This window comes from Solirhodobacter sp. (assembly GCF_964715405.1).
In genome coordinates this window covers 89272-114308 of record NZ_CBAICG010000001.1, presented here as the reverse complement: position 1 = coordinate 114308, position 25037 = coordinate 89272, and the positions used below count along the sequence as shown (strand labels likewise).

The following is a 25037-nucleotide window of genomic DNA, read 5'->3' as shown; positions in this document are numbered from 1 at the left end:
GGTGTTTTCTGGCCTTGCGGTTGGCTCCGCCGGTCTTTGGTTGGCGTCGATGGCGGTTTTCGGCGTGACCGCGGAAAACGCAAAGGGCCGGGGCTTACGCCCGACCCTGCCTGATCCGCGCGTCAATGGCTTCCACCGCCTTTTCGACTGCGGCGTCTATAGACAGTTCCGACGTGTCAAGCAAGAGCGCATCCGGCGCGGGGCGCAGCGGCGCGGTGGCCCGCTCGCTGTCGCGGCGGTCGCGTTCCTGCAACTGGGCCAGCACCTCGGCCTCGGTCACCCGGTCGCCCTGCGCCGCGAGTTCCAGCCAGCGGCGATGCGCGCGGACGGCGTCCGAGGCGGTGACGTAAAGCTTCACCTCGGCCTCGGGGCAGATCACCGTGCCGATGTCGCGCCCGTCGAGCACGGCGCCACCCGCGGCGCGGGCAAACCGGCGTTGAAAGGCGACCAGCGCCGCGCGCACCTCGGGGATTGCGGCAATCCGGCTGGCGGCCTGCCCGGCGTCGGCGCTGCGCAGGTCACCGCGTGCCAGATCGGCCGGGGTCAGACCCTCGGCCGCCGCCACCGGGTCACCACCCCTGGCGCCCACCGCACGGTAAAGCAATCCGGTGTCGAGATGCGCAAACCCGAAGCGTTCCGCCACCGCGCGGCTGATGGTGCCCTTGCCCGCCGCGGCCGGTCCGTCGATTGCCACCGTGAAGATCATCGCTGCCCCCTTGACCCGCGCCCGCCCTTGTTCCACTTCGGGTCTGTTGTCAACCGGCGGGCCCGCCGCCCCGGAGTGCGCATGGTCTTTGCCCTGATCCTGATTTTGCTGCTGGCCGCCGCTGCGCTGGTGATGATCCTGCGCCCGGTGATGAAGGTCAGCACGGGCGCGCCGATCCCGAAAGGCCGCAAGCGCAGCGCGCTGCTGCTGATCGACCTGCAGCGCGATTTTCTGGAGCCCGGTCCCTACCCCGCCGCCGAGCGTGCGGCGGTGATGCGCCGCATCTCGACGCTGATCGACGCCGCGCGGGTGACCGGGCGCCCGGTCGTGGCGCTGCGGCACGGCTGGCGCGATCCGGGGATGCGGCTGCTGTCGAAGCTTGCGATGCACGGCACCGCGCTGGCAGGCAGCCCCGGCGCGCAGTTGGTGGAGCCCATCAGGGACGTGGACCATGTGATCGACAAGTCGGTGCAGGACGGGTTCGCCGACGGCACGCTGGACGCGCTGCTGGATTACCTTGGCGTGGGCTCGCTGGAAATCGCCGGGCTCGACGCCTCGGCCTGCGTCGCCACCACGGCCGAGGCCGCGCTGAACCGCGGCTACCACGTCACGATCCGCGAGGATGCGATCCTCGGCCGGTCGGGCCGCCGCTGGCCCAAGCGACGGGCGCGGCTGGTCAAGCGCGGCGCGCTGCTTGCCTCGGCCAGTTAGCCGCGCCGGATCTCGGCACCAAGACCCGCCATCAGCGCCTCGAAGATCGGAAAGCTGGTCGCGATGGGCGAGCCGTCATCAACGCAGACCGGCTTTTTCGATGCGAGGCCGAGAACCAGAAAGCTCATCGCGATGCGGTGGTCGAGGTGGACGGCGCAGGTCGCCCCACCCGGCACCCCGCCCGCGCCCATCCCGTGCACGATCAGCGTATCCTCATCCTCTTCCACCCGCACGCCGCAGGCCTCAAGGCCGCGCGCCATCGCGTCGATGCGGTCGCTTTCCTTCACGCGCATCTCCTTGACGCCGCACATCACGGTGGTGCCCTCGGCGCAGGCGGCGACGACCGACAGCACCGGGAATTCGTCGATCATGCTGGGCGCACGCTCGGGCGGCACCTCGACACCTTTCAGAGTGCCGGTGAAACGGACGCGCAGATCGGCCACCGGCTCGCCGCCTTCTTCGCGCGGGTTCTGAAACGCGATGTCGGCGCCCATCTCCACCAGCGTGCGGTAAAGCCCGTTGCGGGTCAGGTTCTGGCTGACGCCGGGCACCAGGATATCGGACCCCTCGACGATCAGCGCCGCACAGACCGGAAACGCCGCCGAGGACGGATCGCGCGGCACCGCCACCGTTTGCGGCCGCAGCTCGGGGCGGCCGAGCAGGGTGATCACGTCGCCCGCGGCGGTCTTTTCCACCGTCAACTGCGCGCCGAAACCCAGCAGCATCCGTTCGGAATGGTCGCGCGTGGGTTCCCGCTCGATCACCACCGTCTCGCCCGGCGCGTTGAGCGCGGCCAGCAGCACCGCCGATTTCACCTGCGCCGAGGGCACCGGCACGGTGTAGCGCACCGGGCGCGGATCGGCGGCGCCGACCACCGTCATCGGCAGTCGCCCGCCGCTGCGCCCATAGGCCCGCGCCCCGAACAGCGCCAGCGGATCGGTCACCCGCCCCATCGGCCGCTTCCTGAGCGAGGCATCGCCGGTGAACGTCACCGTCATCGCCGTGGTGGCCATCGACCCCATGATCAGCCGCACGCCGGTGCCCGCATTGCCGCAGTCGATGATGTCGGCGGGCTCCGCGAAGCCGCCAACGCCGACGCCGTGCACCGACCAGGCGCCCGGCCCGTGCCGGGTGACCTCGGCCCCGAAGGCGCGCATCGCCTTGGCGGTATCGAGCACGTCCTGGCCTTCCAGCAGGCCGGTGATCCTGGTCTCGCCGACCGCCATCGCACCCAGGATCAGCGCGCGGTGGCTGATCGACTTGTCGCCCGGCACCTCGGCCACGCCTTGCAGCGGGCCGGATCTTGCGGCGGTCATCGGGATCGGGGTGTCATGGCCGGACATGGCGCGCGCTCCTGCAAGGGTCGGCGCCTGATAGCGCAAGCACGGGACAGGGTCCACAGGCTGGCCGCGGTCAGGCGACGGCAAGACCCCGAGGACGGGCCCGGCGCGCGATGATCGCTTCGGCGACGCCCGCGTTGATCGCCCAGCCGGCCCCCATCAGAACGGCGCGCGTCGCGGTGTCGGGCATGCCCACAGCCAGGAAATAGGGCACACTGGTCAGCACCTGCGTGCCCGCCCCCATACCGATGGCATAGCCGCGCAGCATCCAGTCGCGGTGCGTGGCCACGTCGCGGTGGCGGATGGCGACATAGCCGCGGCACAGGGCGAAGGTCATCCAGCCCCCCACGACCGCCCGTATGAGGTAAAGTGCCGTGCCGTCTGTCGGCGGCAGCGCGTAGAACTGCGACATCCACAGGCCCGTCAGCGCCGCCACCAGACCGCAGGGCACGACCACCCTCCCCGCCCATCGGTGCCAGCGCGGCATGACACGGCGCAGACGCGGGGAAAATTGCATCGCACCCAGCAGGCTGAACAGCGTGACCGCCGCGATATGCAGAACAGCCGGAAGCGGCGCGTCGAAGAACCGGGCGTTTTCGTCCGTGGCGTTTCCGCTGGCCAGTTGCATCAGCCTGACACTGCCTGCCGTGACCGGAACAAGGCTCAGCGCCACCAGCCCCGCCGGAATGCCCCAATCGGATACCCTGCCCATGCGCCCCCCAAAACCCCGGATTAATGCGTCACATCTCTCTGGGGTCAATTCATTTCCGGTTGCGGGCTCTGGAATCGCGCGGCAGCCGGTCGCCCATTGGCGCCGGTTCCGTCGTCGCCAAAGAAGAATGCCGCGCGGGTCACCCCGCGCGGCATCCTGAAAAACTGTGACGGGCTCAGGCCGCGCGCGAGGTCAGCGCGGTGCCGACGGTCTTTTGCGCGTTCATCTCGTCCACGCCGCTGACCGCCGCCACTTCGCGGGTCAGCCGTTCCAGCGCCGCCTCGTAAAGCTGACGCTCGGAATAGCTCTGTTCGCGCTGATCATCCGACCGGTGCAGGTCGCGCACGACCTCGGCGATCGACAGCAGATCGCCCGAGTTGATCTTCTGTTCATACTCCTGCGCCCGGCGCGACCACATCGCGCGCTTGACGCGGGCCTTGCCCTTCAGCGTGTCGAGCGCCTTGGTCACCACGTCGGGCGACGACAGCGAACGCATGCCGATCTCGGTCGCCTTGTGGGTCGGAACCCGCAGCGTCATCTTGTCCTTCTCGAACGAGATGACGAACAGTTCCAGCCGCAGCCCGGCGATTTCCTGCTCTTCAATCAACATGATCCGGCCCACGCCATGCGCAGGGTAAACCACGAAGTCGTTCGGGCGGAAGTCGGATTTCTTGGTCTTGGTCATTCAGTCGCTTCCTCGTGAGGAACCCGACTCAGAGACAAGAAAACCACCCGGGACAAATGATCCCCGGCGTTCACGTTCCCTTGGCGCTGATAAATCCACCGCGCAGGCGAGCAGCTCTGCGGATGGCGGGTAGGCTTCCAGTTATCTTTGTGACACTTATATAGCATGCTGCGACGCCGAATCAAAGCCCGGCAGCCGCGACGAAAGGGTTCATCTGCCCCCTGGGCCCAAATATTGTGGTTGCGTCAGGCTGCAAACCCTAGACGCGCTCGCCGAATCGGCGAACTCCCGCCGTCAGCCGCCCGGCCCCGCCGCTTCCGAGAAATACTTGCCCAGCTTGCCGGGCTCGCCGTCACGCTCGGTCGCCTCGGGCAGCGGGTCTTTCTTGGTCACGATCACCGGCCACATCTCGGAATATTTGCGGTTGAACTCCACCCACTTTTCCATGTCGGGCTCGGTGTCCGGGCGGATCGCATCGGCCGGGCATTCCGGTTCGCAGACGCCGCAATCGATGCACTCGTCCGGGTGGATCACCAGCATGTTGTCGCCCTCGTAGAAGCAATCCACCGGGCAGACTTCGACACAGTCGGTGTATTTGCAGGCGATGCAGTTATCGATCACGACGTAGGTCATGCGCGGGCTCTCTCACAGGACGACGGGATTTAGCTAGACCAGTGGCCCGCATCATTCAAGCGGGGGTGGTGGGGAAACCGGCATGGTGCGGCGTTCTTTCCCGCCATCGGTTTCGGGCGGCGCGAGGTCTTCGTAAAGCGTCTGCGCCTCCTGCGTCGGGCCGCGGCGCAGCCCTGCGGCAAGGCAGCGCACCACGCGGATGCAGTCAGCCTGCGCGAAGGTCAGCGTATCGCCCGCGCCGATAAGCTGCGCGGGCTTGATCACCCGCACCGCGTTCAGCCGCACCACGCCCTCCTGCACGGCCCGCGTCGCCAGCCCCCGCGTCTTGAAGAAGCGCGCCTGCCACAGCCATTTGTCGAGACGGATCGTCTCGCGCGGGGCTGGAGCGGGCGCGCCCGCCAAGTTCAGGTCCGGTCGCGCAGGGCCGCGAGCACGGCAAAGGGGTTGTCGGGGTCGATCGGCGTTTCGCGCCGGGGCGGACGCGCCTCGAAGTTCTTGGCGCGCTCTTCGCGGCGGGGTGCCTTGTCGCCGGGCTTGCCGTGCTGCGGACGCTCGCCGCGCCCTTCGCCGCTGCGCTCGCCCTGCGGCTTGCCACCCTTCGGGCGGTTGCGGTCGGGGCGGTCCTGCCGGTCGGGGCGGCGGTCCGCGCGGGGCGGACGGGCCTCGCCTTCCACAGCGGGTGCGGCGGGCGCTGCTTCGGCGGCAACCACCTCGGCGGGTTGCGCCGACACCGGGGTCTGACCCTGGCCCTGACGCGGGCCACGGTTGCGCGGGGCGCCGCTGCGTTCGGGCTTGCGATCGCCCCGCCGTTCGCCGCGCGGCTTCGGCGCCCAGGTAAAGGTGTAGAAGCTTTCGGTCTCCACCACCGGCGCCTCGGTCAGTTCCGGGGAGGACTCACCCGGCGGCGTCTCGGACGGCATGTCGCCCGGCACCTCGGCCGGCGCGGGTTCCGGCGCCTCCGGCGGCGCCTCCGGCGGCGTCTCCACCGGCGCTTCGGCGGGGGTCGGCTCCGGCATCTCGGACGGCACTTCGGGCACCTCGCCCGCCACCGTCACCACCGGTTCCGGCCGGGCCTTCGGCCGCTCGGCCTTCTCGGCCTTGTAACCCAGGCCGCCCATCAGGTCGGCGAACTGGTCCAGTGTCAGGCCGGTGATCGACAGCATCTCGGGCGTCGCCTCGAAACCTGCGCGGCTGTCCTTGGCGCGCAAGAGGTCCGCGAGCCGTTCCAGCATGTCGATGCGGATCGCGCGGGCGCCCGCGGGGCGGTAGCCGCCCAGCGTGTAATGCTCGCGCGGCACCTCGGGCAGGTTCGGGATGGTGACAAGGCCGGGCGGCGGGCTGGACGGAAAGTCCTGCAAGCCGTGCGCCAGCGACCACAGCACCAGCCGCAGCCGGGTCGGCGCGGGCTTCAGGAGCGCGGGCAGGAAGATCGTGAACTGGCCAAAGCGCAGCCCGTGCTTGCGCAGCGCCGAGCGGGCCTCCTGGTCAAGCTGCTTGACCTCATCAGCCACCGCTTCGCGCGACAGCACCCCCAACGCCTCGTGCATCCGGAACGCGAAGCCGCGCGCCAGCCCGGTCAGCGCCTCGTCGCGCGACATCGCCAGCAGCGGCTCGTAAAGCGCGGCCACCTTGCGGTCGATGAAGTGCTGCAGGCGGCGGCGCACCTTTTCGGCGACCTCGGGCCCGGCCTCTTCGTCGACGAAGGCGTCAACCTGCGGCTTCAACCCCTCGGACCCGGCGATCAGCTTGCCCACCGCCTGGTTGCCCCACATCAGGCCGCCCTGCTCGGTGAAGTCGAGCTCGGGATCCGGCGCATTGTAGAAGCGATCGGCCCGCAGGCTGAATTCAGGGCGCAGCACCTGCACCGCAGCCTGGCGCAGCGTGCGCGCCTCGTCGGGCGAGGAACTCGCGTCCTGGCGGAAGCGGAACCCTTCCAACCGGCCGATGAATTCACCTTCAACCGTCACTTCGCCCTTGTCGTTCACCTCGGCCACGAGGGTCTCCTTCTGTTTCAACCGCCGCAGCAGCACAGATGTGCGCCGGTCTACAAATCGCTGGGTCAGCACCGCGTGAAGCGCGTCTGACAGGCGATCTTCTACCGCGCGCGTTTCGTCGCGCCAATGACTTTCGTCATCCACCCAGCCGCGCCGCTGCGCGACATAAGTCCATGTGCGGATATACGCCAACCGTTTGGAGATCGTGTCGATATCGCCGTCGGTGCGGTCGATCCGGGCAATCGCCTTCGCCATCCAGTCGTTCGGCACCCGGCCACCGGCATGGAGGAACTCGAAGATGCGGGCCAGCAAGGTGGCGTGTTCGGTTTCCGAGGCGCTGCGGAAATCGGGAATGCGGCAGACGTCCCACAAGAGATGCACATCGGGGCCGCCGCGCACCCGGTCGCGCACCTCGGGCATCGCGGCCAGCGCTTTCAGCGCGGTCAGGTCGTCGCTATCGCGCACGCGGGTCAGCCAGTCGTGGTTGGTGTGGCGTTCCAGCGAGCCGATCAGCCGTTCGGGCGTGCCAAACTCCAGATCGTCGTTGCGCCAGTGCAGCTTGCGCACCGGCTGAAAGCGGTGCGACTCGATGGCATCGACGATTTCGTCATCCAGCGCATGTGCCTCGCCGGTCACGCCAAAGGTGCCGGGGTGCACATGGCGCCCGGCCCGGCCCGCGATCTGCGCCAGTTCATAGGGGAACAAGGCGCGCATCCGGTGGCCGTCGAACTTGGCCAACGCGGAAAAGGCGACGTGCTGGATGTCGAGGTTCAGGCCCATGCCGATGGCGTCGGTGGCGACCAGATAATCGACGTCGCCGTTCTGGTAGAGCGCCACCTGCGCGTTGCGCGTGCGGGGCGAAAGCGCGCCCATCACCACCGCGCAGCCGCCCTTCTGGCGCCGGATCAGTTCGGCGATGGCATAGACGTTTTCGACCGAGAAGCCGACGATGGCCGACCGGGGCGGCATCCGGCTTATCTTTTTCGAACCGGCGTAGGTCAGTTGCGAAAACCGCTCGCGGTGCACGAACTGCACCCCCGGCACCATCGCCGCAATCGCCGGGCGCATGGTGTCGGAGCCGAGGAACATGGTTTCCACCAGCCCGCGCGCGCGCATCAGCCGGTCGGTGAAGACATGGCCGCGGTCGGGGTCGGCGCACAGCTGAATCTCGTCCACCGCGACGAAATCGGCGCCGATCTCCAGCGGCATCGCCTCGACGGTGCAGACCCAGTATTGCGTGCGGTCGGGGACGATGCGCTCTTCGCCCGTCACCAGCGCCACCACCGAGGGGCCGCGCACAGCCACGATGCGGTCGTAGACCTCGCGCGCCAACAGGCGCAGCGGCAGGCCGATCACGCCCGTGCGGTGCAAAAGCATCCGCTCGATGGCGTGATGGGTCTTGCCGGTGTTGGTCGGCCCGAGGACCGCAGTCACCCTCGCCTGCTCGCGCATGGGGACGCCTCGATTAGAGTTCTTGTCCGGCCGACGTCGCCTGAAGCCGCTTGATGGCGTCCATTACCGTTGGCAGGTGGGGATGTATAGCCTGCGCCATCTTGTAGGCGGCCAGCGCGTCCTTGGGCTTGCCGATCGCTTCAAGGATGGCGCCAAGGCCCGCCAGCGCACCGAACTCGTGCGGGTTCAGGCTCAGCGTCTTGCCGATGTCCTCGATGGCGGGGCCGAAGAGCCCGGCGTGGTAATAGGCCTCGGCGCGCAGGTTGTAGGCTTCGGCGAAATCCGGCGCATGATCGATCAGGGCGGTCAGATGTTCGGCCGCGCCACGAAAATCGCCCGCGTCGATCGCCGCGCGGCCGCGTTCCAGCAGCAGGTCCAGCGCGGGCGAGCCGGAACTCGACCATTGCCGCGTCAGGTCTGATTCGGCCTTGCGCCAGGTGGAAGAATCGTCGGACCTCAGGTCGCGCAGTTCTTGCGCCTGATCCGTGGCCTGTCCCTGATCCTGCGACGCAGCCAGCACCGGCGCGCCCGCAAGCCACAGGGCAAGAATTGCCGCAACGACACGATTGAGATATCCGGCAGGTGCACCCATAACACTCTGGAATGTAACCTTGCCTGCGGGAAATGCGAGAGCCCCGTGGTCACAATCGGAGGATTTGACATGAGCGACGTGATCGACGCGGCGGTGACGGCCCTGAGCAAGCGGATGAGCGGCGGCTTCGACGGAGTGGCGAAATTCGTCGTGCCGGGCGAAGGCGCGCTGATGATCGACGGCACCGGCGTGCGCGCGGGCGACGAACCGGCCGACGTGACGCTGACCGCCGACGCGGAAACCTTCAAGGCGATCCTCGACGGCGACCTGAACCCGACGATGGCGTTCATGACGGGCAAGCTGGCGGTCGATGGCAACATGGGTCTTGCGATGCAGCTTGGCTCGGCACTGAGCTGATGCAGGCCGCACCCTTCCACACCGCCCTCGCCGATGGCCCGGCGGGGGGGCATGCCCTGTGGCTGACCACCGCCGATGGCCTGCGCATCCGCATCGCCATCTGGCCCGAGGGGGGCGCGAAGGGCACCGTGCTGCTGTTCCCCGGCCGCACCGAATACGTCGAGAAATACGGCCGCGCGGCGGCTGACTTCGCGCGGCGCGGCTATGCGATGGTCAGCGTGGACTGGCGCGGCCAGGGCCTCGCCGACCGGCCGCTGGCGGACCGCAACGTGGGCCATGTGGCGCGGTTCGGTGATTTCCAGCAGGATGTCGCCGCGGTGCTGAAGGCGGTGCAGACGCTTTCGCTGCCGCAACCGCTTTACCTCGTCAGCCACTCGATGGGCGGGGCGATCGCGCTGCGGGCGCTGATCGGGGGCATGTCGGTCAAGGCGGCGGTGTTTTCCGCGCCGATGTGGGGCATCCTGTTGTCGTCGACGGCCCGGCCCTTTGCCTGGCTGATGACGCATTCCAGCCGGTTGTTCGGCCTTGCAAACAACTATGTACCCAGCACCGGGCCGGTTACCTATGTCGCCTCGGCGCCGTTCGCCGGCAACGTGCTGACCACCGACGAGGCCATGTGGCGCTACATGAAGGCGCAGATCGCCGGCGCGCCCGATCTGGCGCTTGGCGGGCCGAGCCTGCATTGGCTGCACGAGGCGATCGACGAGTGTTCGGCGCTGGCCCTGCTGCCCTCGCCCGCCGTGCCGACCCTGACGATGCTGGGCGGAAACGAGCAGGTGGTTGACGCGGTGCCGGTGCACAACCGCATGAGGCGCTGGCCCGGCGGACGACTTGAGATGGTTGCGGGAGCCGAGCATGAGTTGATGATGGAAACGCCGGACCGGCGCGCGCGCTTCTTCGACGCGGCCGGCGCCCTGTTCGACGCCAACCGTTAAGGCGAATTGCGTTTCATCCGACACCGAAACATCAGAATTCGCCCAAGTCTTCGGGCGAATTCTGATCCAGGATAAACGCAATTCGCTTTAGGGCGCGACCACGGTCTTCGCCGGGTCCGGGCGCCCGGCCAGCACGTCGAGGATGTTCTGCGCGGCGTCCAGTCCCATGCGGCGGAAGGCGCCCGCGCTGACACCGGCCGAATGGGGCGTCAAGATCACGTTCGGCAGGCCCATCAGCGGATGATCGGGGCGGATCGGTTCAACCTCGGTCACGTCCAGCCCGACGCCACCCAGATGCCGCGCCGCCGCCAGTGCCGCCTCGTCGATCAGGCCGCCGCGCGCGGTGTTGATGACCAGCGCGCCGACCGGCAGCCGGGCGATCTCATCAGCGCCGATCAACCCGCGCGTCGCGGGGGTCAGCGGGCAATGCAGGCTCAGCACCTCGGCCTCGGGCAGCGCGGCGCGCAGGTCGGGGGCGATGCGGTGGCCCTCGGGGGTGTGCGTGCCGGTCAGGCGCGGCGAATGCACCGTCACCTGCATCCCGAAGGCCGCGGCCAACGCGGCGACCCGCTGCCCGCTGGCGCCGTAGCCCACCAGCAGCAGCCGCCGCCCGGCCAGATCGACCACCCGCACCGCAGGGCCTGGCGCGGCGCCCGCCCGAACCGCCGCTTGCATCGCGGGCAGCGCCTTGGCGAGCGCCAGCATCAGCATCAGCGTGTGTTCCGCCACCGCGATGGCGTTGGCGCCGGGGGTGTTGGTGACCCAGACCCCGCCCGCCCGCGCGGCGGCCAGCGGCACATTGTCGACCCCGGTGCCGTGCTTGGACACCAGCCGGAGCGGCCGCGTCATCAGCGCCGGATCAAGCCGCCGGGTGCGGACCAGAATCACCTCGGCCTCGTGCAGCGCCTCCTCGACCTCGCCGGGCGTCAATTGCGCCGCCTCGACCACGTCGAGCCCGGCATCGCGCAACAGCGCCAGCGCATCGGGGTGCACCGGTTCGGTGACCAGGACGCGGGGCATCGGTCAGATGACGATGCGGGTGAAACCGTCCCGCAGCGCCTGGCTCCAGGCCGCGCTCATCGCGCTGAACTGCGGGTCGCCCGCCTCGATCCGGCGCTTCATCGACACGCGCAGCGCGTCCTTCTCGATCACCACCAGATCAAGCGGCATCCCCACCGAAAGGTTCGAGCGCAGCGTGGAATCCATCGACAGCAGCACCGCCTTCTGCGCGTCTTCCAGCGTCGTGTCGGGGTTCACCACGCGGTCAAGGATCGGCTTGCCATACTTGTGCTCGCCGATCTGCAGGAAGGGCGTATCCTCGGTCGCCTCGATGAAGTTGCCTTCCGGGTAGATCAGGAACATCCGCATCCCCCCGCCCTTGCGCTGCCCGGCGACGATCATCGAGGCGGTGGCGCCCTGATTCATCATCGCCAGCTTCTCGTCGATCTCGCGCCGGGTCGACGACAGCGCCTCGCCCACGATGTAGGCGACCTTCAGCATGGTCTCGGCGCGCAGGATCGAGGTTTCGGGCGTCGCCTCGGGGTTGTCGATGGCATCGTGCAACCGCGCGATCGTGGTCTGCGTCACCGACAGGCTGCCTGCCGTCAGAATCGTGATGACCCTTTCGCCCGGCACCTCGAACACGAACATCTTGCGATAGGTCGAGATGTTGTCGAGCCCCGCGTTGGTGCGCGTGTCGGACAGAAGGACCATGCCCTTGTGCAAGAGCAGGCCCACGCAATAGGTCATGGTTCACACCCTTGTGAAAGGCAATCGCGCGACACTATTGCTGCACCGCCAGGATGGCAACGGTCACATCAAGGCTTTCGCTGCCCGGCCCGCGCGCGATGCCACGGATCGGTGCGGCATCTTGCGCATCGTAGCCGGACCCGAGGCGGATGAAGCGGTCATCGGGGCAGCAACTGTTGGCCGGATCAAAGCCGATCCAGCCCAGCCCCTTGATCCAGATCTCGGCCCAGGCATGGGCGGCCTCGTGCGGTCCGGCGCCCTCGGTTCCCAGCAGGTAGCCCGAGACATAGCGCGCGGGCAGGCCCTGCGACCGCGCGGCGGCAATCAGTGCCTGGGCGTGGTCCTGACAGACGCCCTGCCCCTGCGCCATCGCCTCGGCGGCCGAGGTTTGCGACTGGGTGGCTCCGGGTTGATAGGCGATCGCCTCGGCCACCGCCGCCGACATGCGGTGGGCGCCGTCGAGTGTGTCGCGCATCCCTTCCATCGCGGCGCGTCCCAGTTCCACCAGCGCGGCATCGGCGCGGGTGGAGGCGGTTTCGCGCAGATAGGCCTCGGGCGGCACACTTTCGCGATGACCGCGCAGCACGCCCGCAAGGTCGAAGGTCTCGACATCGCCGAAGACGCGCACGGTGATCTCGGACACCGGGCCATGCACCGAGTGGCTTTGAATCCAGTCGCCCGCGCCATCGCGGAAGGCGCCACCGGCGATGCCGCCCTCGACCTCGACGCTCCAGCGCAGGGCTTTCTGCCCGTCAAAGACCGATGGCGTCAGGCGGTGACTTTGCACCACGCCGCGGACCGGCTTTTCATAGCGGTAGGTGGTGGTATGCAGGACGGACAGGATCATCGCTGGTCCCCGCTCAGATAAACCTCATGCACCAGCGCGCCAAGCGTGGCGATCTCGCGGATGAAGCGGGTCAGAAACTCGTGCAGGCCCTCGTCGAAAATGTCGTTGGCCGTCAGTTCGGCGACTTCGGCCAGCAGCGACCGCGCCTTGCTTTGTGCGCCCGAGGTGCGGCCGTAGCCGCGCGCCAGCCGGTCGAGGTGCAGGGTCATCCCCTCCACCGAGGTGCGCAGCGAGCGCGGCGACTGGCTGTTGAGGATCAGGAAATGGGCGATCTTGCGGGCGGTCACCTCGCCGCCATAGGCCCAGTGGAACGCGCGATGTGCCGACATGGCGCGCAGCAGCGTGGTCCACTGGTAGTTGTCGCGACCGGAACCGACGAACTCCACCCCCGGCAGCAGGACGTAATACTTCACGTCCAGCAGGCGGGCGGTGTTGTCGGCGCGTTCGAGATAATAGCCGAGGTTGAGGAAATCCCAGCCGTCCTTGCGCAGTTGCGTGCCGTCGATCGCCCCGCGCAGCAGCGCCGAATGGCGCATCGTCCAGTCGGTGAGAAAGCTCAGATCAACCTCGGACCGCGGGCGGCGTTCCAGATTGCGCATGTCCTGAAAGGCGCCGTTCAGCGCGTCCCAGACCTGAGTCGTCAGCGCACCGCGCACGATGCGGGCGTTCTCGCGCGCCGAGCCGATGCAGGAGGCGATCGAGGACGGGTTGTCGCGGTCGAAGAAGAAATAGCTTTCGATGTTGCGCTGTACCGGCTCGCCGTATTTCCGCGCAAACCCCTCGGCGGTGCCCGAGGCTTGCAGCAGGCTGTCCCACTCGCTCAGATAGCCCTCGCCGGTGGACGGCAGCAGCGACATGCGGCTGCCCACATCGAGCAGACGCGCCATCGTTTCGGCGCGCTCCATGTAGCGGGTGATCCAGTAGAGGTTGTCGGCGGTCCGGCTCAGCATGTCATCACTCCGCCAGCACCCAGGTATCCTTGACACCGCCGCCCTGCGACGAGTTCACCACCAGGCTTCCTTCGGTCAGCGCCACGCGGGTCAGCCCGCCGGGCACCAGTTCCACCCGCTCGCCCACCAGACAGTAGGGCCGCAGGTCGACATGGCGCGGCGCGATGCCCTGATCGACGAAGGTCGGCACGGTCGATAGCGCCAGTGTCGGCTGGGCGATGTAGTTGCCGGGGTCGGCCCTGATGCGCTCGGCGAAGCTGACGATCTGGTCGCGCGTCGATTTCGGCCCGACCAGCATGCCGTAGCCTCCCGATCCGTGCACCTCTTTCACCACCAGCTCGCCCAGGTTTTCGAGCACGTATTTCAGCTCGTCCGACTTGCCGCATTGCCAGGTCGGCACGTTCTGCAGGATCGGCGCCTCGCCCAGGTAGAAGCGGATCATCTCGGGCACGAAGGTGTAGATCGCCTTGTCGTCGGCCACGCCCGCGCCGGGGGCCGAACAGATCGAGACGCCGCCAGATCGGTAGACGTCCATCAGCCCCGGCACCCCCAGCATCGAATCCGGGCGGAAGCACAGCGGGTCGATGTAGGCGTCGTCGATCCGGCGGTAGATCACGTCGACCTTCTTCGGGCCCTCGGTGGTGCGCATCCAGACGAATTCGCCCTCGACGAACAGATCCTGCCCCTCGACCAGTTCCAGCCCCATCAGGTCGGCCAGAAACGTATGCTCGTAATAGGCCGAGTTGAAATGGCCGGGCGTCAGGATCACCACCGTCGGCTCGTCGTCGCATTTCTGTGGCGCGACGCTGGCCAGCGTGCGGCGCAGCAGTTCGGGGTAGCGGTCGACCGGCTGGATGCGGTTCTCGCGGAACAGCGTCGGGAACATCCGCATCATGATCTCGCGGTTTTCCAGCATGTAGCTGACACCCGAGGGGGTGCGGCAGTTGTCCTCCAGCACGAAGAAATCCTCGGGCCCGGTGCGCACGATGTCGATGCCGACGATGTGGCTGTAGACCCCGCGCGGTGGCACGAACCCCGCCACCGCCTTTTCATAGGCCGCATTCTGGTAGACCAGCCTGGCGGGCACGCGCCCCGCCCGCACGATCTCGCCCCGCCCGTAGATATCGACGAGAAAGGCGTTCAGCGCCCGCGCCCGCTGCTTGATGCCGCGTTCCATCTTCGTCCACTCGGCGTTGGTGAAGACGCGGGGGAACATGTCGAACGGGATCAGCCGGTCCGGGTCGCCACCCTCGCCGTAGACGGCAAAGGTGATGCCGATGCGGCGAAACAGCGCCTCGGCCTCGGCCTGCTTGAGGCTGCGCAACTCGGCCGGCATCTCGGCCGTCCAGTTCTCAAGATGCGCGTAGGGCAAACGGACGCGGCCGTCGTGATACATTTCGTTGAAATAGGTCGGGGCCATGTCTCGCCTGCACTGCTTGGTGTCAGTTAATCAGCGGGTTTGCCAAGATGGAAGTGCCGCCTGTGCCACCGGGCGACAAAGGCGGGCGTCTGCCCAAAAATGAGGCATACGCCTGGGCGACCCCGACCTTGCACCCCGCCACCCTGCGGGCCAAGATGGGGCGAACAAGCCATGAGGTTGCCATGACGCCCGCAGTTTCCCGCCCCGTCTTCGATGCCAACGCCAGCGGCGGCGGATCGCTTGGCCGCCTGCCGGACTGGGATCTGACCGACCTCTACACCAGCGAAGACGCGCCCGAGCTCGAGCGCGACATCGCCTGGGTCGAAACCGCCTGCCGCGACTTCGCCGCCGATTACGAGGGCAAGCTGGCCGACCTGGATGCGGCGGCCCTGCTGGCCTGCGTGCAGCGGTACGAGGCGATCGACATCACCGCCGGGCGCATCATGTCCTTCGCGGGCCTGCGCTATTACCAGAACACGATGGACAGCGAGCGCGCCAAGTTCATGGGCGACTGTCAGGAGACGATCACCGACGCCACCACGCCGCTGGTGTTCTTCAGCCTGGAGTTCAACCGGCTGGACGAGGCCCATCTGGCGGGCCTGCTGGCGCAGAACGCCGACCTTGCCCGCTACAAGCCGGTGTTCGACCGGATGCGGGCGATGAAGCCCTACCAGTTGTCGGATGAGCTGGAAAAGCTCCTCCACGACCAGTCCTCGGTCGGCGCCTCGGCCTGGAACAAGCTCTTTGACGAGACGATGGCGGGGCTGATGTTCGACGTGAAGGGCGAGGAGGAACCGCTGAACCTCGAAGCCACGCTGAACCTGCTGACCGACCCCGACCGCGCGAAACGCGAGGCGGCGGCGCGTGCGCTGGCGGTGGTGTTCGAGCGTAACGTCAAGCTTTTCGCCCGCGTCCACAACACGCTGGCGAAGGAGAAGGAGATCGAGGACCGCTGGCGCAAGATGCCCACCCCGCAGACCGGGCGCCACCTTGCCAACCACGTCGAGCCCGAGGTGGTGGAGGCGCTGCGCAATGCCGTGGTGGCGGCCTATCCCAAGCTCTCGCACCGCTACTATGCGCTGAAGGCGAAGTGGATGGGGCTGGAGAAATTGCAGGTCTGGGACCGCAACGCCCCCTTGCCGATCGAAACGCCCCGGCTGGTCGGCTGGGACGAGGCGAAGGCGACCGTGCTGGGCGCCTACGGGGCCTTCTCGCCCAGGATGGCCGAGATCGCGCAGCCGTTCTTCGAGCGCGGCTGGATCGACGCGGGCGTGAAGCCGGGCAAGGCGCCGGGCGCCTTTGCGCACCCCACGGTGACCACGGTGCACCCTTACGTGATGCTGAACTACCTCGGAAAACCCCGCGATGTCATGACCTTGGCGCATGAACTGGGCCACGGCGTGCATCAGGTGCTGGCGGCGGGTCAGGGCGAGCTGCTCAGTTCCACCCCGCTGACGCTGGCCGAAACCGCCTCCGTCTTCGGCGAGATGCTGACCTTCCGCCGCCTGCTGGATCAGGCGAAAACCCCGGCCGAGCGCAAGACGCTGCTGGCGGGCAAGGTCGAGGACATGATCAACACGGTGGTGCGCCAGATCGCGTTCTACGATTTCGAGTGCAAACTGCACGCCGCCCGCGCCGATGGCGAACTGACGCCCGATGGCATCAACGCGCTGTGGATGAGCGTTCAGGCCGAAAGCCTGGGCCCGGTGTTCGAGTTCATGGACGGCTATGAAACCTTCTGGGCCTACATCCCGCACTTCATCCACTCGCCGTTCTACGTCTACGCCTATGCCTTCGGCGACGGGTTGGTGAACGCGCTTTATGCGGTTTACGCCGAGGGCACGCCGGGCTTTCAGGACAAGTATTTCGACATGCTGAAGGCGGGCGGATCGAAGCACCACAAGGAGCTTCTGGCCCCGTTCGGGCTCGACGCCAGCGACCCCAAGTTCTGGGACAAGGGCCTGAGCATGATCGCGGGCTTCATCGACGAACTGGAGGCGATGGAGGGGTGAGCGTTTCCTTTCAACGACTTGCGCCAGACGACGGGGCGCGCATCGACCATCTGACGATGGCACCGGGGCAGGATCAGTTCACCGCCGATCCGGGCGCCCGGCTGGCCGCGCTGCCCGAAGGTCAGGACGCCTGGGCGATCCTGTGGCACGGCGACATCGTCGGGTTTCTGGTGATAGATCAAGGCTTTGCCGCCGCGCACGACTTCGCGCGGCCGGGCGAGCCGGGGCTGCGGTCGGTGCTGATCGACGCCGCGCGGCAGGGCGAGGGGATCGGCACGGCGGCAATGGCGGGGCTGCGCGGGCTGATGGCCGACGCCTATCCCGGCGTCGAAAGCCTGGTGCTGACGGTGAACGAACGCAACCCCGGCGCGCGGGCGGTCTATCTGAAGGCGGGCTTTGCCGATACCGGCGCGCTCTGGCTCGGCGGCCGGTCGGGGCCGCAGAATATTTTGCGGATGGCGCTTAACGGGGCGTAAACGCGGCGCGCCGAAGCGCGGGCGGCGGCCGGGCGAAGGGCGCGCAAGCCGTTGGGAAGGCGGCGAAATCGGGATACCGAAACCACACCGAAACCGCACCGAAACCACACCGACGTTAGCACCGCCTTCCGCCCGCGCGCCTTCGGGCTTGGCCGGGCCGCCGGGGCGTGGTTAACCTGAGCGTAACCCCGCCGTGCGAGACCGGGGCAAACGCGGGGCGCGGGCCGGATGAACCACCTTTACTACGGCGACAACCTGACGGTGCTGCGCGACAGCATCGCGACCGAAAGTGTGGACCTGATCTACCTCGACCCGCCGTTCAACAGTAACGCCAGCTACAACGTGCTGTTCAAGGGCCCGACCGGCAGCGACAGCGCGGCACAGATCGAGGCGTTCGACGACACCTGGCACTGGAACGACAGCGCCGAGGCGGCGTTCGGCGATGTGATGCGGGGCGGCAATGCGGCGGCGAGCACGATGCTGCGGGCGATCCGCAGTTTTCTGGGCGACAACGACATGATGGCCTACCTCGCCATGATGGCGGTGCGCCTGATCGAGCTGCACCGGGTGCTGAAACCGACCGGCAGCCTCTATCTGCACTGCGACCCGACCGCGAGCCACTACCTGAAGATTTTGCTGGATGCGGTGTTTGGGGCGACGAGTTATCAGAATGAAATCAACTGGAAACGCACGACGACGCACAGCGACAGCAAGACGTGGAGCAGAGTGTCGGACATAATTCTTTTCTACACCAAGAACCCGGCAAAATTCACTTGGAATACGCCGCGTGAGATGCACTCCGCGGACTATATTTCGAGTAAGTATCGCAGCGACGACAAGGATGGGCGCGGCCCCTACATGCTGGACAACATGACCAGCCCAAATCCGCGCCCGAATATGATGTATGAGTGGAGAGGCCATGAATCTCCCCAAAAGGGTTGGCGCTACTCCCTTGAAACAATGACAAAACTCGACGCCGATGGGCGCGTATGGTATCCAACGGATGCGGCAGGAAATCCTGACGTAAGCAAACGGCCCCGACTAAAACGCTACCTGAATGAGCAAGAGGGCGGCGTGATGGGGACGGTCTGGACCGACATTCCTCCCCTCAACTCCCAAGCCCAAGAACGCCTCGGCTACCCCACCCAGAAGCCCGTGGCGCTGCTGGAGCGGATTCTCAACGCCTCGTCCAACCCCGGCGATGTGGTGCTCGATCCGTTCTGCGGTTGCGGCACCACGGTGCATGCGGCGCAGAAGCTGGGGCGGCAGTGGATCGGCATCGACGTGACGCATCTGGCCATCGGGCTGATCGAAAAGCGGCTGCGCGATGCCTTCGAGGGGGTGCAGTTCACCACCCACGGCGTGCCGCAGGATATCGACGGCGCGCGCAACCTTGCCGCGCGCGGGCGCGACGACAAGAACTACTACTTCCTACTACTTCGAGTTCGAGAAATGGGCGCTGTCGCTGATCGCGGCGCAGCCCGGCAACCTGAGCAAGAAGGGCGCCGACAAGGGGATCGACGGCAACCTTTATTTCGGTGCGAAACACGAGGGCCGGGCGATCGTCAGCGTGAAGGCGGGCGACAATGTGGGCGTCCACATGATCCGCGACCTGCGCGGGGTGATCGAGCGCGAGGGGGCGGGGATCGGCGTGTTCCTGACGCTGACCGAACCCTCCAAGCACATGGTGGTGGAGGCGGCGGGGGCCGGGCAGTTCGAACTGCCGGGCTTTGCCCCGGTGCCGCGCATCCAGATCGTGACGATCGAGGACGCGATGCACCTGCGCGACCGCGCGGTGCAACTGCCCGCGCGGCGCGATGACGGCTTCAAGCGCGCCGCGAAGGAAACCGACCGCGGCGCGCAGGGGGCGCTGGACCTGTAGCAGCGGCGGCCTCAGCTATCCGACGAGCGCTGCCAGAGGTTGACGTTGCCCGCATCCGACCAGCGGTCGATGGCGGCAAGCTCCTCGGGCGTGAAGCTCAGGTTGCCCAGCGCGCCGACGCAATCGGTGACCTGCGACGGGCGCGAGGCGCCGATCAGCGCGGTGGTGATGCCGCCCTCGCGCAGCACCCAGGCGATGGCCATCTGCGCCAGGGTCTGGCCGCGCGCGGTGGCGATGGCGTTCAGTTCGCGGATATTGCCGATCGCCTCGTCGGACAGCCAGCTTTTCATCAGCGATGTGCCCTGACTGGCGCGGCTGCCCTCGGGGATGCCTTTCAGGTATTTGTCGGTCAGCATCCCCTGCGCCAGCGGCGTGAAGGCGATGGAACCGATGCCAAGCTCGCGCAGCGTCGCCTTCAGCCCGTCGGTTTCGACCCAGCGGTTGATCATGTTGTAACTGGGCTGGTGGATCACGCAGGGGGTGCCGAGGTCTTGCAGGATCGCCACCGCTTCGCGCGTGCGTTCCGAGTTGTAGGACGAGATGCCGGCGTAAAGCGCGCGGCCCGAGCGGACGATCTGGTCCAGCGCGCCCATCGTTTCTTCCAGCGGCGTGTCGGGGTCGAAGCGGTGCGAATAGAAGATGTCGACGTAATCAAGGCCCATGCGTTTCAGCGAGGCGTCGCAGGACGCGATCAGGTATTTGCGGCTGCCCCATTCGCCGTAGGGGCCGTCCCACATCTCATAGCCGGCCTTGGACGAGATGATCAGTTCGTCGCGGTAGCCCGCGAAATCGGTGCGCAGGATCTCGCCGAACGCCTCCTCGGCGCTGCCGGGCGGCGGGCCGTAGTTGTTGGCCAGGTCGAAGTGGGTGATGCCCGCGTCGAAGGCGGTGCGGCAGATGTCGCGCTTGACCTGATGGGCCGTGTCGTGGCCGAAGTTGTGCCACAGGCCAAGCGAGATCGCGGGCAGTTTGAGCCCGCTTTTGCCACAGCGGCGGTAGATCATGCTGTCATAGCGGGTGGCGGCGGGGGTCCAGGTCATCGGGTGTCCTTCCGGTCGGGGTCGGGGCAAGCCTAATGCGCGGGCGGCGCCAAGGCCAGAGGCGGCGCCAGCCTAGCGCGGCGCCAGCAGCGGCCCCTGCCCCGGATCGGGCACGCCCAGCACCTGCGCCGCCGCCGCGCGGATCACCGCGGTCTGGGCCTCGTCGAGGTCGAGCGGTTCCAGCAGCGACCAGCCCAGCGTGACCGGGTCAAGCTCCTCGCCCGCGACCGAGGCGAGCAGCAGCGGATGCCGCGCGCCGCCATCGGTGATCACCACGCCGCTGTCCCAGACCCGCAGCGCATAGCGGCGCGCGGGGGTGCCCGGCACCGGCTTCAACAGCGTCGCCACCGGCGTGCGCCCGACATGGGTCAGCGGCCAGGGCGAATGCGGGGCCAGCCCCTCGGTGGTGGGCAGGATCGCGCCCAGAAGCGAGTCGAGTTGCGAGGCGTTCGAGAGCGCCCAGCCCGCGTGCAGGAAGGGCTGCACGAGGTCGGACAAGGCGCGGTCGCTTTGCAGGATCATCGGCTCGCCGTAGTCGCCATCCAGCAGGATGCGCGCCGGGGCCTGATCACGCCAGCCGCCCGCGAGCCAGTCGGCGCGGGCGAGATCGACCACCGGCGTCGAGATCGCATAGGCCCGCTGCGCGCGCGGATAGCCCAGGATCAGGTGCGACGGGATCACGCCCAGCACGGTGACGGCGACCAGCACGGCAAGGCCCCGGCGCGGCACCTGCACACCCCGGCCGTGCAGCAGGAACGCGGTGACCAGCACCAGCGCGGTGCCGAAAGTCAGCCCCGCCAGCACGTCGCTGGGCCAGTGCGACAGCAGATAGATGCGCGACACCGCGATCAGCGCGATCAGCAGCACGGTGGCAAGGTAGACCGCCACCTGGTAGCTGCGCGGCACGGCACGGGCAAGGAACAGCGACAGCAGGCCGTAGACCACCGTGGCATGGGCGATGTTGCCGATCGCCGTCACCTGCGCGCGCCCGGCATCCAGCGGGCCAAACCCCGGCGGCACACGGGACAGCAGGGTGGCCAGCATCGGCTCGAACCCGGCGGCGGCGAAGGCGGCGGCCAGCATGGTGCCCACCACGCCCCATTGGCGCCGCAGCGCGAACAGCCCGACCAGCATCACCAGGATCGGCACCAGCACCCGGCCATCGCCCAGCATGGTGATCGCCGTCATCCAGTGCGTCACCGTCTCGTCGCGCAGGGTCTGGGCAAAGGCGCTGATCGCCTGATCCGAGCGCAGCAGGCCCTGCGCCAGCAAAAGCGCGGCGATGACGTAGACAAAGACCCGCAGCGCCAGCAGCGCCAGCAGGCCAAGGACGAAGGTCACGAACAGACCGTCGCGGTTTTCCAGCACCCGCACGGCCCCCTGCGCCCAGGCGGCTGAGTTCGGGGCCAGCCGTTCGACCAGCGCACGGCGGGCGCGATCCAGCCGGGGCAGCAGGATGAAATAGGCCAGCCGGGTCGCGAACCAGGCCAGCACCAGCACCACCGCCACCACCGCCACAAGGATCATCAGGCGCGGGTCGGCCAGATGCGCCACGCGGATGCCGCGGCCCAGCGCGATGGCGGGCAGGATATGCACCGCCGACCACACGAAGGCCGAGGCGATGTTGATCACCGTGAACTCGAAAGCGCGCATCCCGGCCATAGCGGCGATCGCGGGCACCACCGCCTTGGCGCCCGGAATGAAGCGCACGATGAAGATGCTCATCGCGCCGTAGCGGTTGAAGAACGCCTCGCCCTGGGTCATCACCGACGGGTATCTGCTGAACGGCCAGACCAGGCGGATGCGCTCGTTGTAGCGCCAGCCGACCCAGTAGGAGACCGCATCACCCGCCACGCAGCCCGCGACGGTGAACAGGAACACCGGCCAGAACGGCAGCTCGCCCACGCCGATCAGCGTGCCCGCACCGACAAGGACGGTGGTCGAGGGCACGAACAACCCGACGATCAGCAGCGCCTCGCCCATGGCGACAAGGAAAACGATGCCAAGCGCCAGCGCGGGGTGCGCGGCCAGCATATCGATGATGGCGTTGAACAAGTGGGTCATTTCGGCCGTGAGCATTCGTGCAAATCCCGCCGTTCCGCAAGGGCTGCCGCGCGGGTGCGGCGACGGGGCGATCCCGCGCGGGGTCAGGACGCACGTTCGAAAGCGCGGTACAGGCGTTACAAAAGCTACACGGAACGAGCGCAATCCTGTAGCGTCGTCAGCCTAAGGGTGACGGCGTTCACCAACCAAATCGGGAGTAGCCGCAATGATGCGGAAGATTTTGATCGCAGGCCTGATGCTCGGAGGGTCGCTGAGCGCCGCGAGCGCCCGCACCACCATCACCTGGTGGCATGCGATGGGCGGCGAACTGGGCCAGAAACTGGATCAGATCGTGGCCGGCTACAACGCGAGCCAGGACCGATACACCGTCGAGGCGACCTACAAGGGGTCATACCCCGAGACGATGACCGCCGCGATCGCCGCCTTCCGCGCCAAGCAGCAGCCCGACATTGTGCAGGTCTTCGAGGTCGGCACCGGCACCATGATGGCCGCCAAGGGCGCCGTCTATCCGGTCTATCAGCTGATGAAGGACACCGGCACGCCGTTCGAGCCCAAGGCATTCCTGCCCGCCGTGGTCGGCTATTACACCGACGCCGACGGCAACATGCTGTCGATGCCGTTCAACTCGTCGACGCCGATGCTTTACTACAACAAGGACGCCTTCAAGAAGGCGGGGCTGGACCCGAACGTGCCGCCCGCGACTTGGGAGGACGTGGTCGCCGATTCGAAGAAGATCATGGAGTCGGGCGCGGCCAAGTGCGGCTTCACCTCGGGCTGGATCTCGTGGGTGCAGACCGAGAACTTCTCGGCCTGGCACAACCAGCCGATCGGCACCCTGCAGAACGGCATCGGCGGCATGGACGCGCGGCTGACCTATGCCAAGGACGCCTTGCTGGTGAAACACTGGGACGACCTCGCGACCTGGCAGAAATCCGGCGTGTTCGAATACGGCGGGCCGGGCGGCGGCAACGACGCGCCGCCGAAGTTCTATTCGGGCGAGTGTGCGATGTACATGAATTCGTCCGCCAGCCGCGCGGGTGTTGTGGCCAACGCCAAGACCTTCGAGGTCGGCTATGGCATGATGCCCTACTATGCCGGCACGACGGGCGCGCCGCAGAACTCGATCATCGGCGGGGCCACCCTCTGGGTGCTGCAAGGCCGCCCGAAGGCCGAGTATCAGGGCGTCGCCAGCTTCCTGACCTACCTGTCGTCGGCCGCCGTGCAGGCCGACTGGCACCAGTTCTCGGGCTATCTGCCGATCACCCTGGCCGCCTATGACCTGAGCAAGTCGCAGGGCTATTATGACAAGACGCCGGGCGCCGATGTCGGGATCAAGGAAATCACCCTGAACCCGCCCACCGACAACTCCAAGGGGCTGCGGTTCGGCAACTACGTGCAGGTGCGCGACGTCATCGACCAGGAGTTCCAGAAGCTGCTGGCGGGGTCGCAGACCGCGCAACAGGCGCTGGACGCCGTCGATGCCCGTGGCAACGACCTGATCGCGCAGTTCGAAGCCGCCAACAAGTAACCGGCCCCGGCCGACGGCAAGCCCGCGTCACCGCACGCGGGCTTGTCGCGTTCCTGCAAGGTCAACGATGGACACCAAGCGCACGATCTTCCGCCACAAGCTGCTGCCGTATCTGTTGCTGGCGCCCCAGCTTGCGGTGACGGCGATCTTCTTTCTGTGGCCCGCCGGGCAGGCCGTGGTGCAGAGCTTTCAGCGCGAGGATGCCTTCGGGCTGAAGACGACCTTCGTCGGGCTGGCGAACTACACCGCGCTGCTGTCCGACCCGGACTATCTGAATTCGCTGAAGGTCACGGTGGTCTTCACCGTGGCGGTCACGTTGCTGTCGCTGGGCGCGGCGCTGATCCTGGCGCTGGCGGTGGACCGGATGATCAGGACGGCAACGGCCTATACCACGCTGCTGGTCTGGCCCTATGCGGTGGCTCCCGCCGTGGCCGGGGTGATGTGGTGGTTCATCTTCAACCCGACCATCGGCCTGCTGCCCTATCTGCTCGACCGGGTCGGCTATCACTGGGATCATTCGCTGAACGGCACCGATGCGATGATCCTTGTGGTGGTCGCGGCCGGCTGGAGCCAGATCAGCTACAACTTCCTCTTCTTCGTCGCCGGGCTGCACTCCATCCCGCAATCGCTGCGCGAGGCCGCCGCCATCGACGGCGCAGGCCCGGCCAAGCGGTTCTGGACCATCACGCTGCCGCTCTTGTCGCCGACCACGTTCTTCCTGATGGTGGTGAACGTGGTCTACGCGATGTTTTCCACCTTCGCGACGATCCACGCGACCACCCAGGGTGGCCCGGCGCAGGCGACCAACATCCTTGTCTACAAGGTTTACAACGACGGTTTCATCGGCCTGAACCTCGGCTCGTCCTCGGCGCAGTCGGTGGTGCTGATGGTGATCGTGATCGCGCTGACGGTGATCCAGTTCCGCTGGATCGAACGCCGCGTGCAGTACTGA

The 25037-nt window shown here is 67.4% G+C and carries 23 protein-coding genes and 1 pseudogene; 9 read left to right on the top strand and 15 right to left on the bottom strand.

Annotated elements, in window-relative coordinates:
- Positions 1-94 precede the first annotated feature (94 nt).
- Complete coding sequence (locus AC11WY_RS00530; RefSeq protein ID WP_482921409.1) at positions 95-706, bottom strand: (d)CMP kinase; 612 nt, start codon at positions 704-706, stop codon at positions 95-97.
- A gap of 81 nt (positions 707-787) precedes the next feature.
- Between AC11WY_RS00530 and AC11WY_RS00525 the strand changes: the two genes are divergently transcribed.
- Complete coding sequence (locus AC11WY_RS00525) at positions 788-1417, top strand: cysteine hydrolase family protein (protein ID WP_482921407.1); 630 nt, start codon at positions 788-790, stop codon at positions 1415-1417.
- Here the strand turns inward: AC11WY_RS00525 and aroA are convergent.
- The 7 genes from aroA to AC11WY_RS00490 form a co-directional block, all read right to left on the bottom strand.
- The gene (aroA, locus tag AC11WY_RS00520; protein WP_482921405.1) at positions 1414-2760 is read right to left on the bottom strand and encodes a 3-phosphoshikimate 1-carboxyvinyltransferase; all 1347 of its coding nucleotides are present in this window, start codon (positions 2758-2760) and stop codon (positions 1414-1416) included. The genes AC11WY_RS00525 and aroA overlap by 4 nt on opposite strands.
- Before the next feature lie 70 nt (positions 2761-2830).
- Positions 2831-3469, bottom strand: a complete 639-nt coding sequence (locus AC11WY_RS00515; protein WP_482921403.1) for a DUF2306 domain-containing protein — start codon at positions 3467-3469, stop codon at positions 2831-2833.
- 175 nt (positions 3470-3644) lie between these two features.
- Complete coding sequence (locus AC11WY_RS00510) at positions 3645-4154, bottom strand: CarD family transcriptional regulator (protein ID WP_482921401.1); 510 nt, start codon at positions 4152-4154, stop codon at positions 3645-3647.
- A 294-nt stretch (positions 4155-4448) separates the two neighbouring features.
- Entirely contained in the window at positions 4449-4787 is a 339-nt protein-coding gene (fdxA, locus tag AC11WY_RS00505) for a ferredoxin FdxA (protein WP_482921399.1), read from the bottom strand.
- Between the two features lie 51 nt (positions 4788-4838).
- Complete coding sequence (locus AC11WY_RS00500) at positions 4839-5189, bottom strand: RNA-binding S4 domain-containing protein (protein ID WP_482921397.1); 351 nt, start codon at positions 5187-5189, stop codon at positions 4839-4841.
- 2 nt (positions 5190-5191) lie between these two features.
- The gene (locus tag AC11WY_RS00495) at positions 5192-8233 is read right to left on the bottom strand and encodes a helicase-related protein (protein ID WP_482921395.1); all 3042 of its coding nucleotides are present in this window, start codon (positions 8231-8233) and stop codon (positions 5192-5194) included.
- A gap of 13 nt (positions 8234-8246) precedes the next feature.
- Complete coding sequence (locus tag AC11WY_RS00490) at positions 8247-8753, bottom strand: tetratricopeptide repeat protein (RefSeq protein WP_482921393.1); 507 nt, start codon at positions 8751-8753, stop codon at positions 8247-8249.
- A gap of 141 nt (positions 8754-8894) precedes the next feature.
- On the opposite strand from AC11WY_RS00490, the gene AC11WY_RS00485 reads away from it, so the two are divergent.
- Together AC11WY_RS00485 and AC11WY_RS00480 are read left to right on the top strand one after the other, a co-directional pair.
- The gene (locus AC11WY_RS00485) at positions 8895-9182 is read left to right on the top strand and encodes an SCP2 sterol-binding domain-containing protein (protein WP_482921391.1); all 288 of its coding nucleotides are present in this window, start codon (positions 8895-8897) and stop codon (positions 9180-9182) included.
- On the top strand, positions 9182-10117 hold the full coding sequence (locus AC11WY_RS00480) for an alpha/beta fold hydrolase (protein WP_482921389.1): 936 nt from the start codon (positions 9182-9184) through the stop codon (positions 10115-10117). The genes AC11WY_RS00485 and AC11WY_RS00480 overlap by 1 nt, the downstream gene beginning before the upstream one ends.
- A gap of 87 nt (positions 10118-10204) precedes the next feature.
- Here AC11WY_RS00480 and AC11WY_RS00475 read toward each other — a convergent pair whose 3' ends face one another.
- The 5 genes from AC11WY_RS00475 to AC11WY_RS00455 are packed head-to-tail and all read right to left on the bottom strand — an operon-like array spanning position 10205 to position 15083.
- Positions 10205-11137, bottom strand: a complete 933-nt coding sequence (locus AC11WY_RS00475) for a hydroxyacid dehydrogenase (protein ID WP_482921387.1) — start codon at positions 11135-11137, stop codon at positions 10205-10207.
- A gap of 3 nt (positions 11138-11140) precedes the next feature.
- A complete protein-coding gene (locus tag AC11WY_RS00470; protein ID WP_482921385.1) occupies positions 11141-11866 on the bottom strand; it encodes a proteasome-type protease in 726 nt (241 codons plus the stop codon).
- A 34-nt stretch (positions 11867-11900) separates the two neighbouring features.
- Positions 11901-12713 carry a transglutaminase family protein gene (locus tag AC11WY_RS00465; RefSeq protein WP_482921383.1) on the bottom strand — a complete coding sequence of 271 codons (813 nt, stop codon included), beginning with the start codon at positions 12711-12713 and terminating at the stop codon, positions 11901-11903.
- Entirely contained in the window at positions 12710-13663 is a 954-nt protein-coding gene (locus tag AC11WY_RS00460) for an alpha-E domain-containing protein (protein WP_482921381.1), read from the bottom strand. Before AC11WY_RS00460 ends, AC11WY_RS00465 begins: the two co-directional genes overlap by 4 nt.
- Before the next feature lie 4 nt (positions 13664-13667).
- On the bottom strand, positions 13668-15083 hold the full coding sequence (locus tag AC11WY_RS00455; RefSeq protein WP_482921379.1) for a circularly permuted type 2 ATP-grasp protein: 1416 nt from the start codon (positions 15081-15083) through the stop codon (positions 13668-13670).
- A gap of 182 nt (positions 15084-15265) precedes the next feature.
- Between AC11WY_RS00455 and AC11WY_RS00450 the strand changes: the two genes are divergently transcribed.
- The 4 genes and pseudogenes from AC11WY_RS00450 (at position 15266) to AC11WY_RS00435 (ending at position 19453) form a co-directional block, all read left to right on the top strand.
- The gene (locus AC11WY_RS00450) at positions 15266-17095 is read left to right on the top strand and encodes a M3 family oligoendopeptidase (protein ID WP_482921377.1); all 1830 of its coding nucleotides are present in this window, start codon (positions 15266-15268) and stop codon (positions 17093-17095) included.
- Positions 17092-17571 carry a GNAT family N-acetyltransferase gene (locus AC11WY_RS00445; RefSeq protein ID WP_482921375.1) on the top strand — a complete coding sequence of 160 codons (480 nt, stop codon included), beginning with the start codon at positions 17092-17094 and terminating at the stop codon, positions 17569-17571. The genes AC11WY_RS00450 and AC11WY_RS00445 overlap by 4 nt, the downstream gene beginning before the upstream one ends.
- Before the next feature lie 228 nt (positions 17572-17799).
- Positions 17800-18804: pseudogene (locus AC11WY_RS00440) on the top strand (site-specific DNA-methyltransferase); the annotation flags it as partial.
- A gap of 94 nt (positions 18805-18898) precedes the next feature.
- Positions 18899-19453, top strand: coding sequence for a restriction endonuclease (locus AC11WY_RS00435; RefSeq protein ID WP_482921537.1), 555 nt, complete (start codon positions 18899-18901; stop codon positions 19451-19453).
- A gap of 11 nt (positions 19454-19464) precedes the next feature.
- Here AC11WY_RS00435 and mgrA read toward each other — a convergent pair whose 3' ends face one another.
- Together mgrA and AC11WY_RS00425 are read right to left on the bottom strand one after the other, a co-directional pair.
- Positions 19465-20493, bottom strand: a complete 1029-nt coding sequence (mgrA, locus tag AC11WY_RS00430; protein ID WP_482921373.1) for an L-glyceraldehyde 3-phosphate reductase — start codon at positions 20491-20493, stop codon at positions 19465-19467.
- 72 nt (positions 20494-20565) lie between these two features.
- Positions 20566-22572 (bottom strand): VTT domain-containing protein, encoded by a 2007-nt coding sequence (locus AC11WY_RS00425; protein WP_482921370.1) that lies wholly within the window; start codon positions 22570-22572, stop codon positions 20566-20568.
- A gap of 190 nt (positions 22573-22762) precedes the next feature.
- Between AC11WY_RS00425 and ugpB the strand changes: the two genes are divergently transcribed.
- Complete coding sequence (gene ugpB / locus AC11WY_RS00420) at positions 22763-24085, top strand: sn-glycerol-3-phosphate ABC transporter substrate-binding protein UgpB (RefSeq protein WP_482921368.1); 1323 nt, start codon at positions 22763-22765, stop codon at positions 24083-24085.
- Between the two features lie 67 nt (positions 24086-24152).
- On the top strand, positions 24153-25037 hold the full coding sequence (gene ugpA, locus AC11WY_RS00415) for a sn-glycerol-3-phosphate ABC transporter permease UgpA (RefSeq protein ID WP_482921366.1): 885 nt from the start codon (positions 24153-24155) through the stop codon (positions 25035-25037).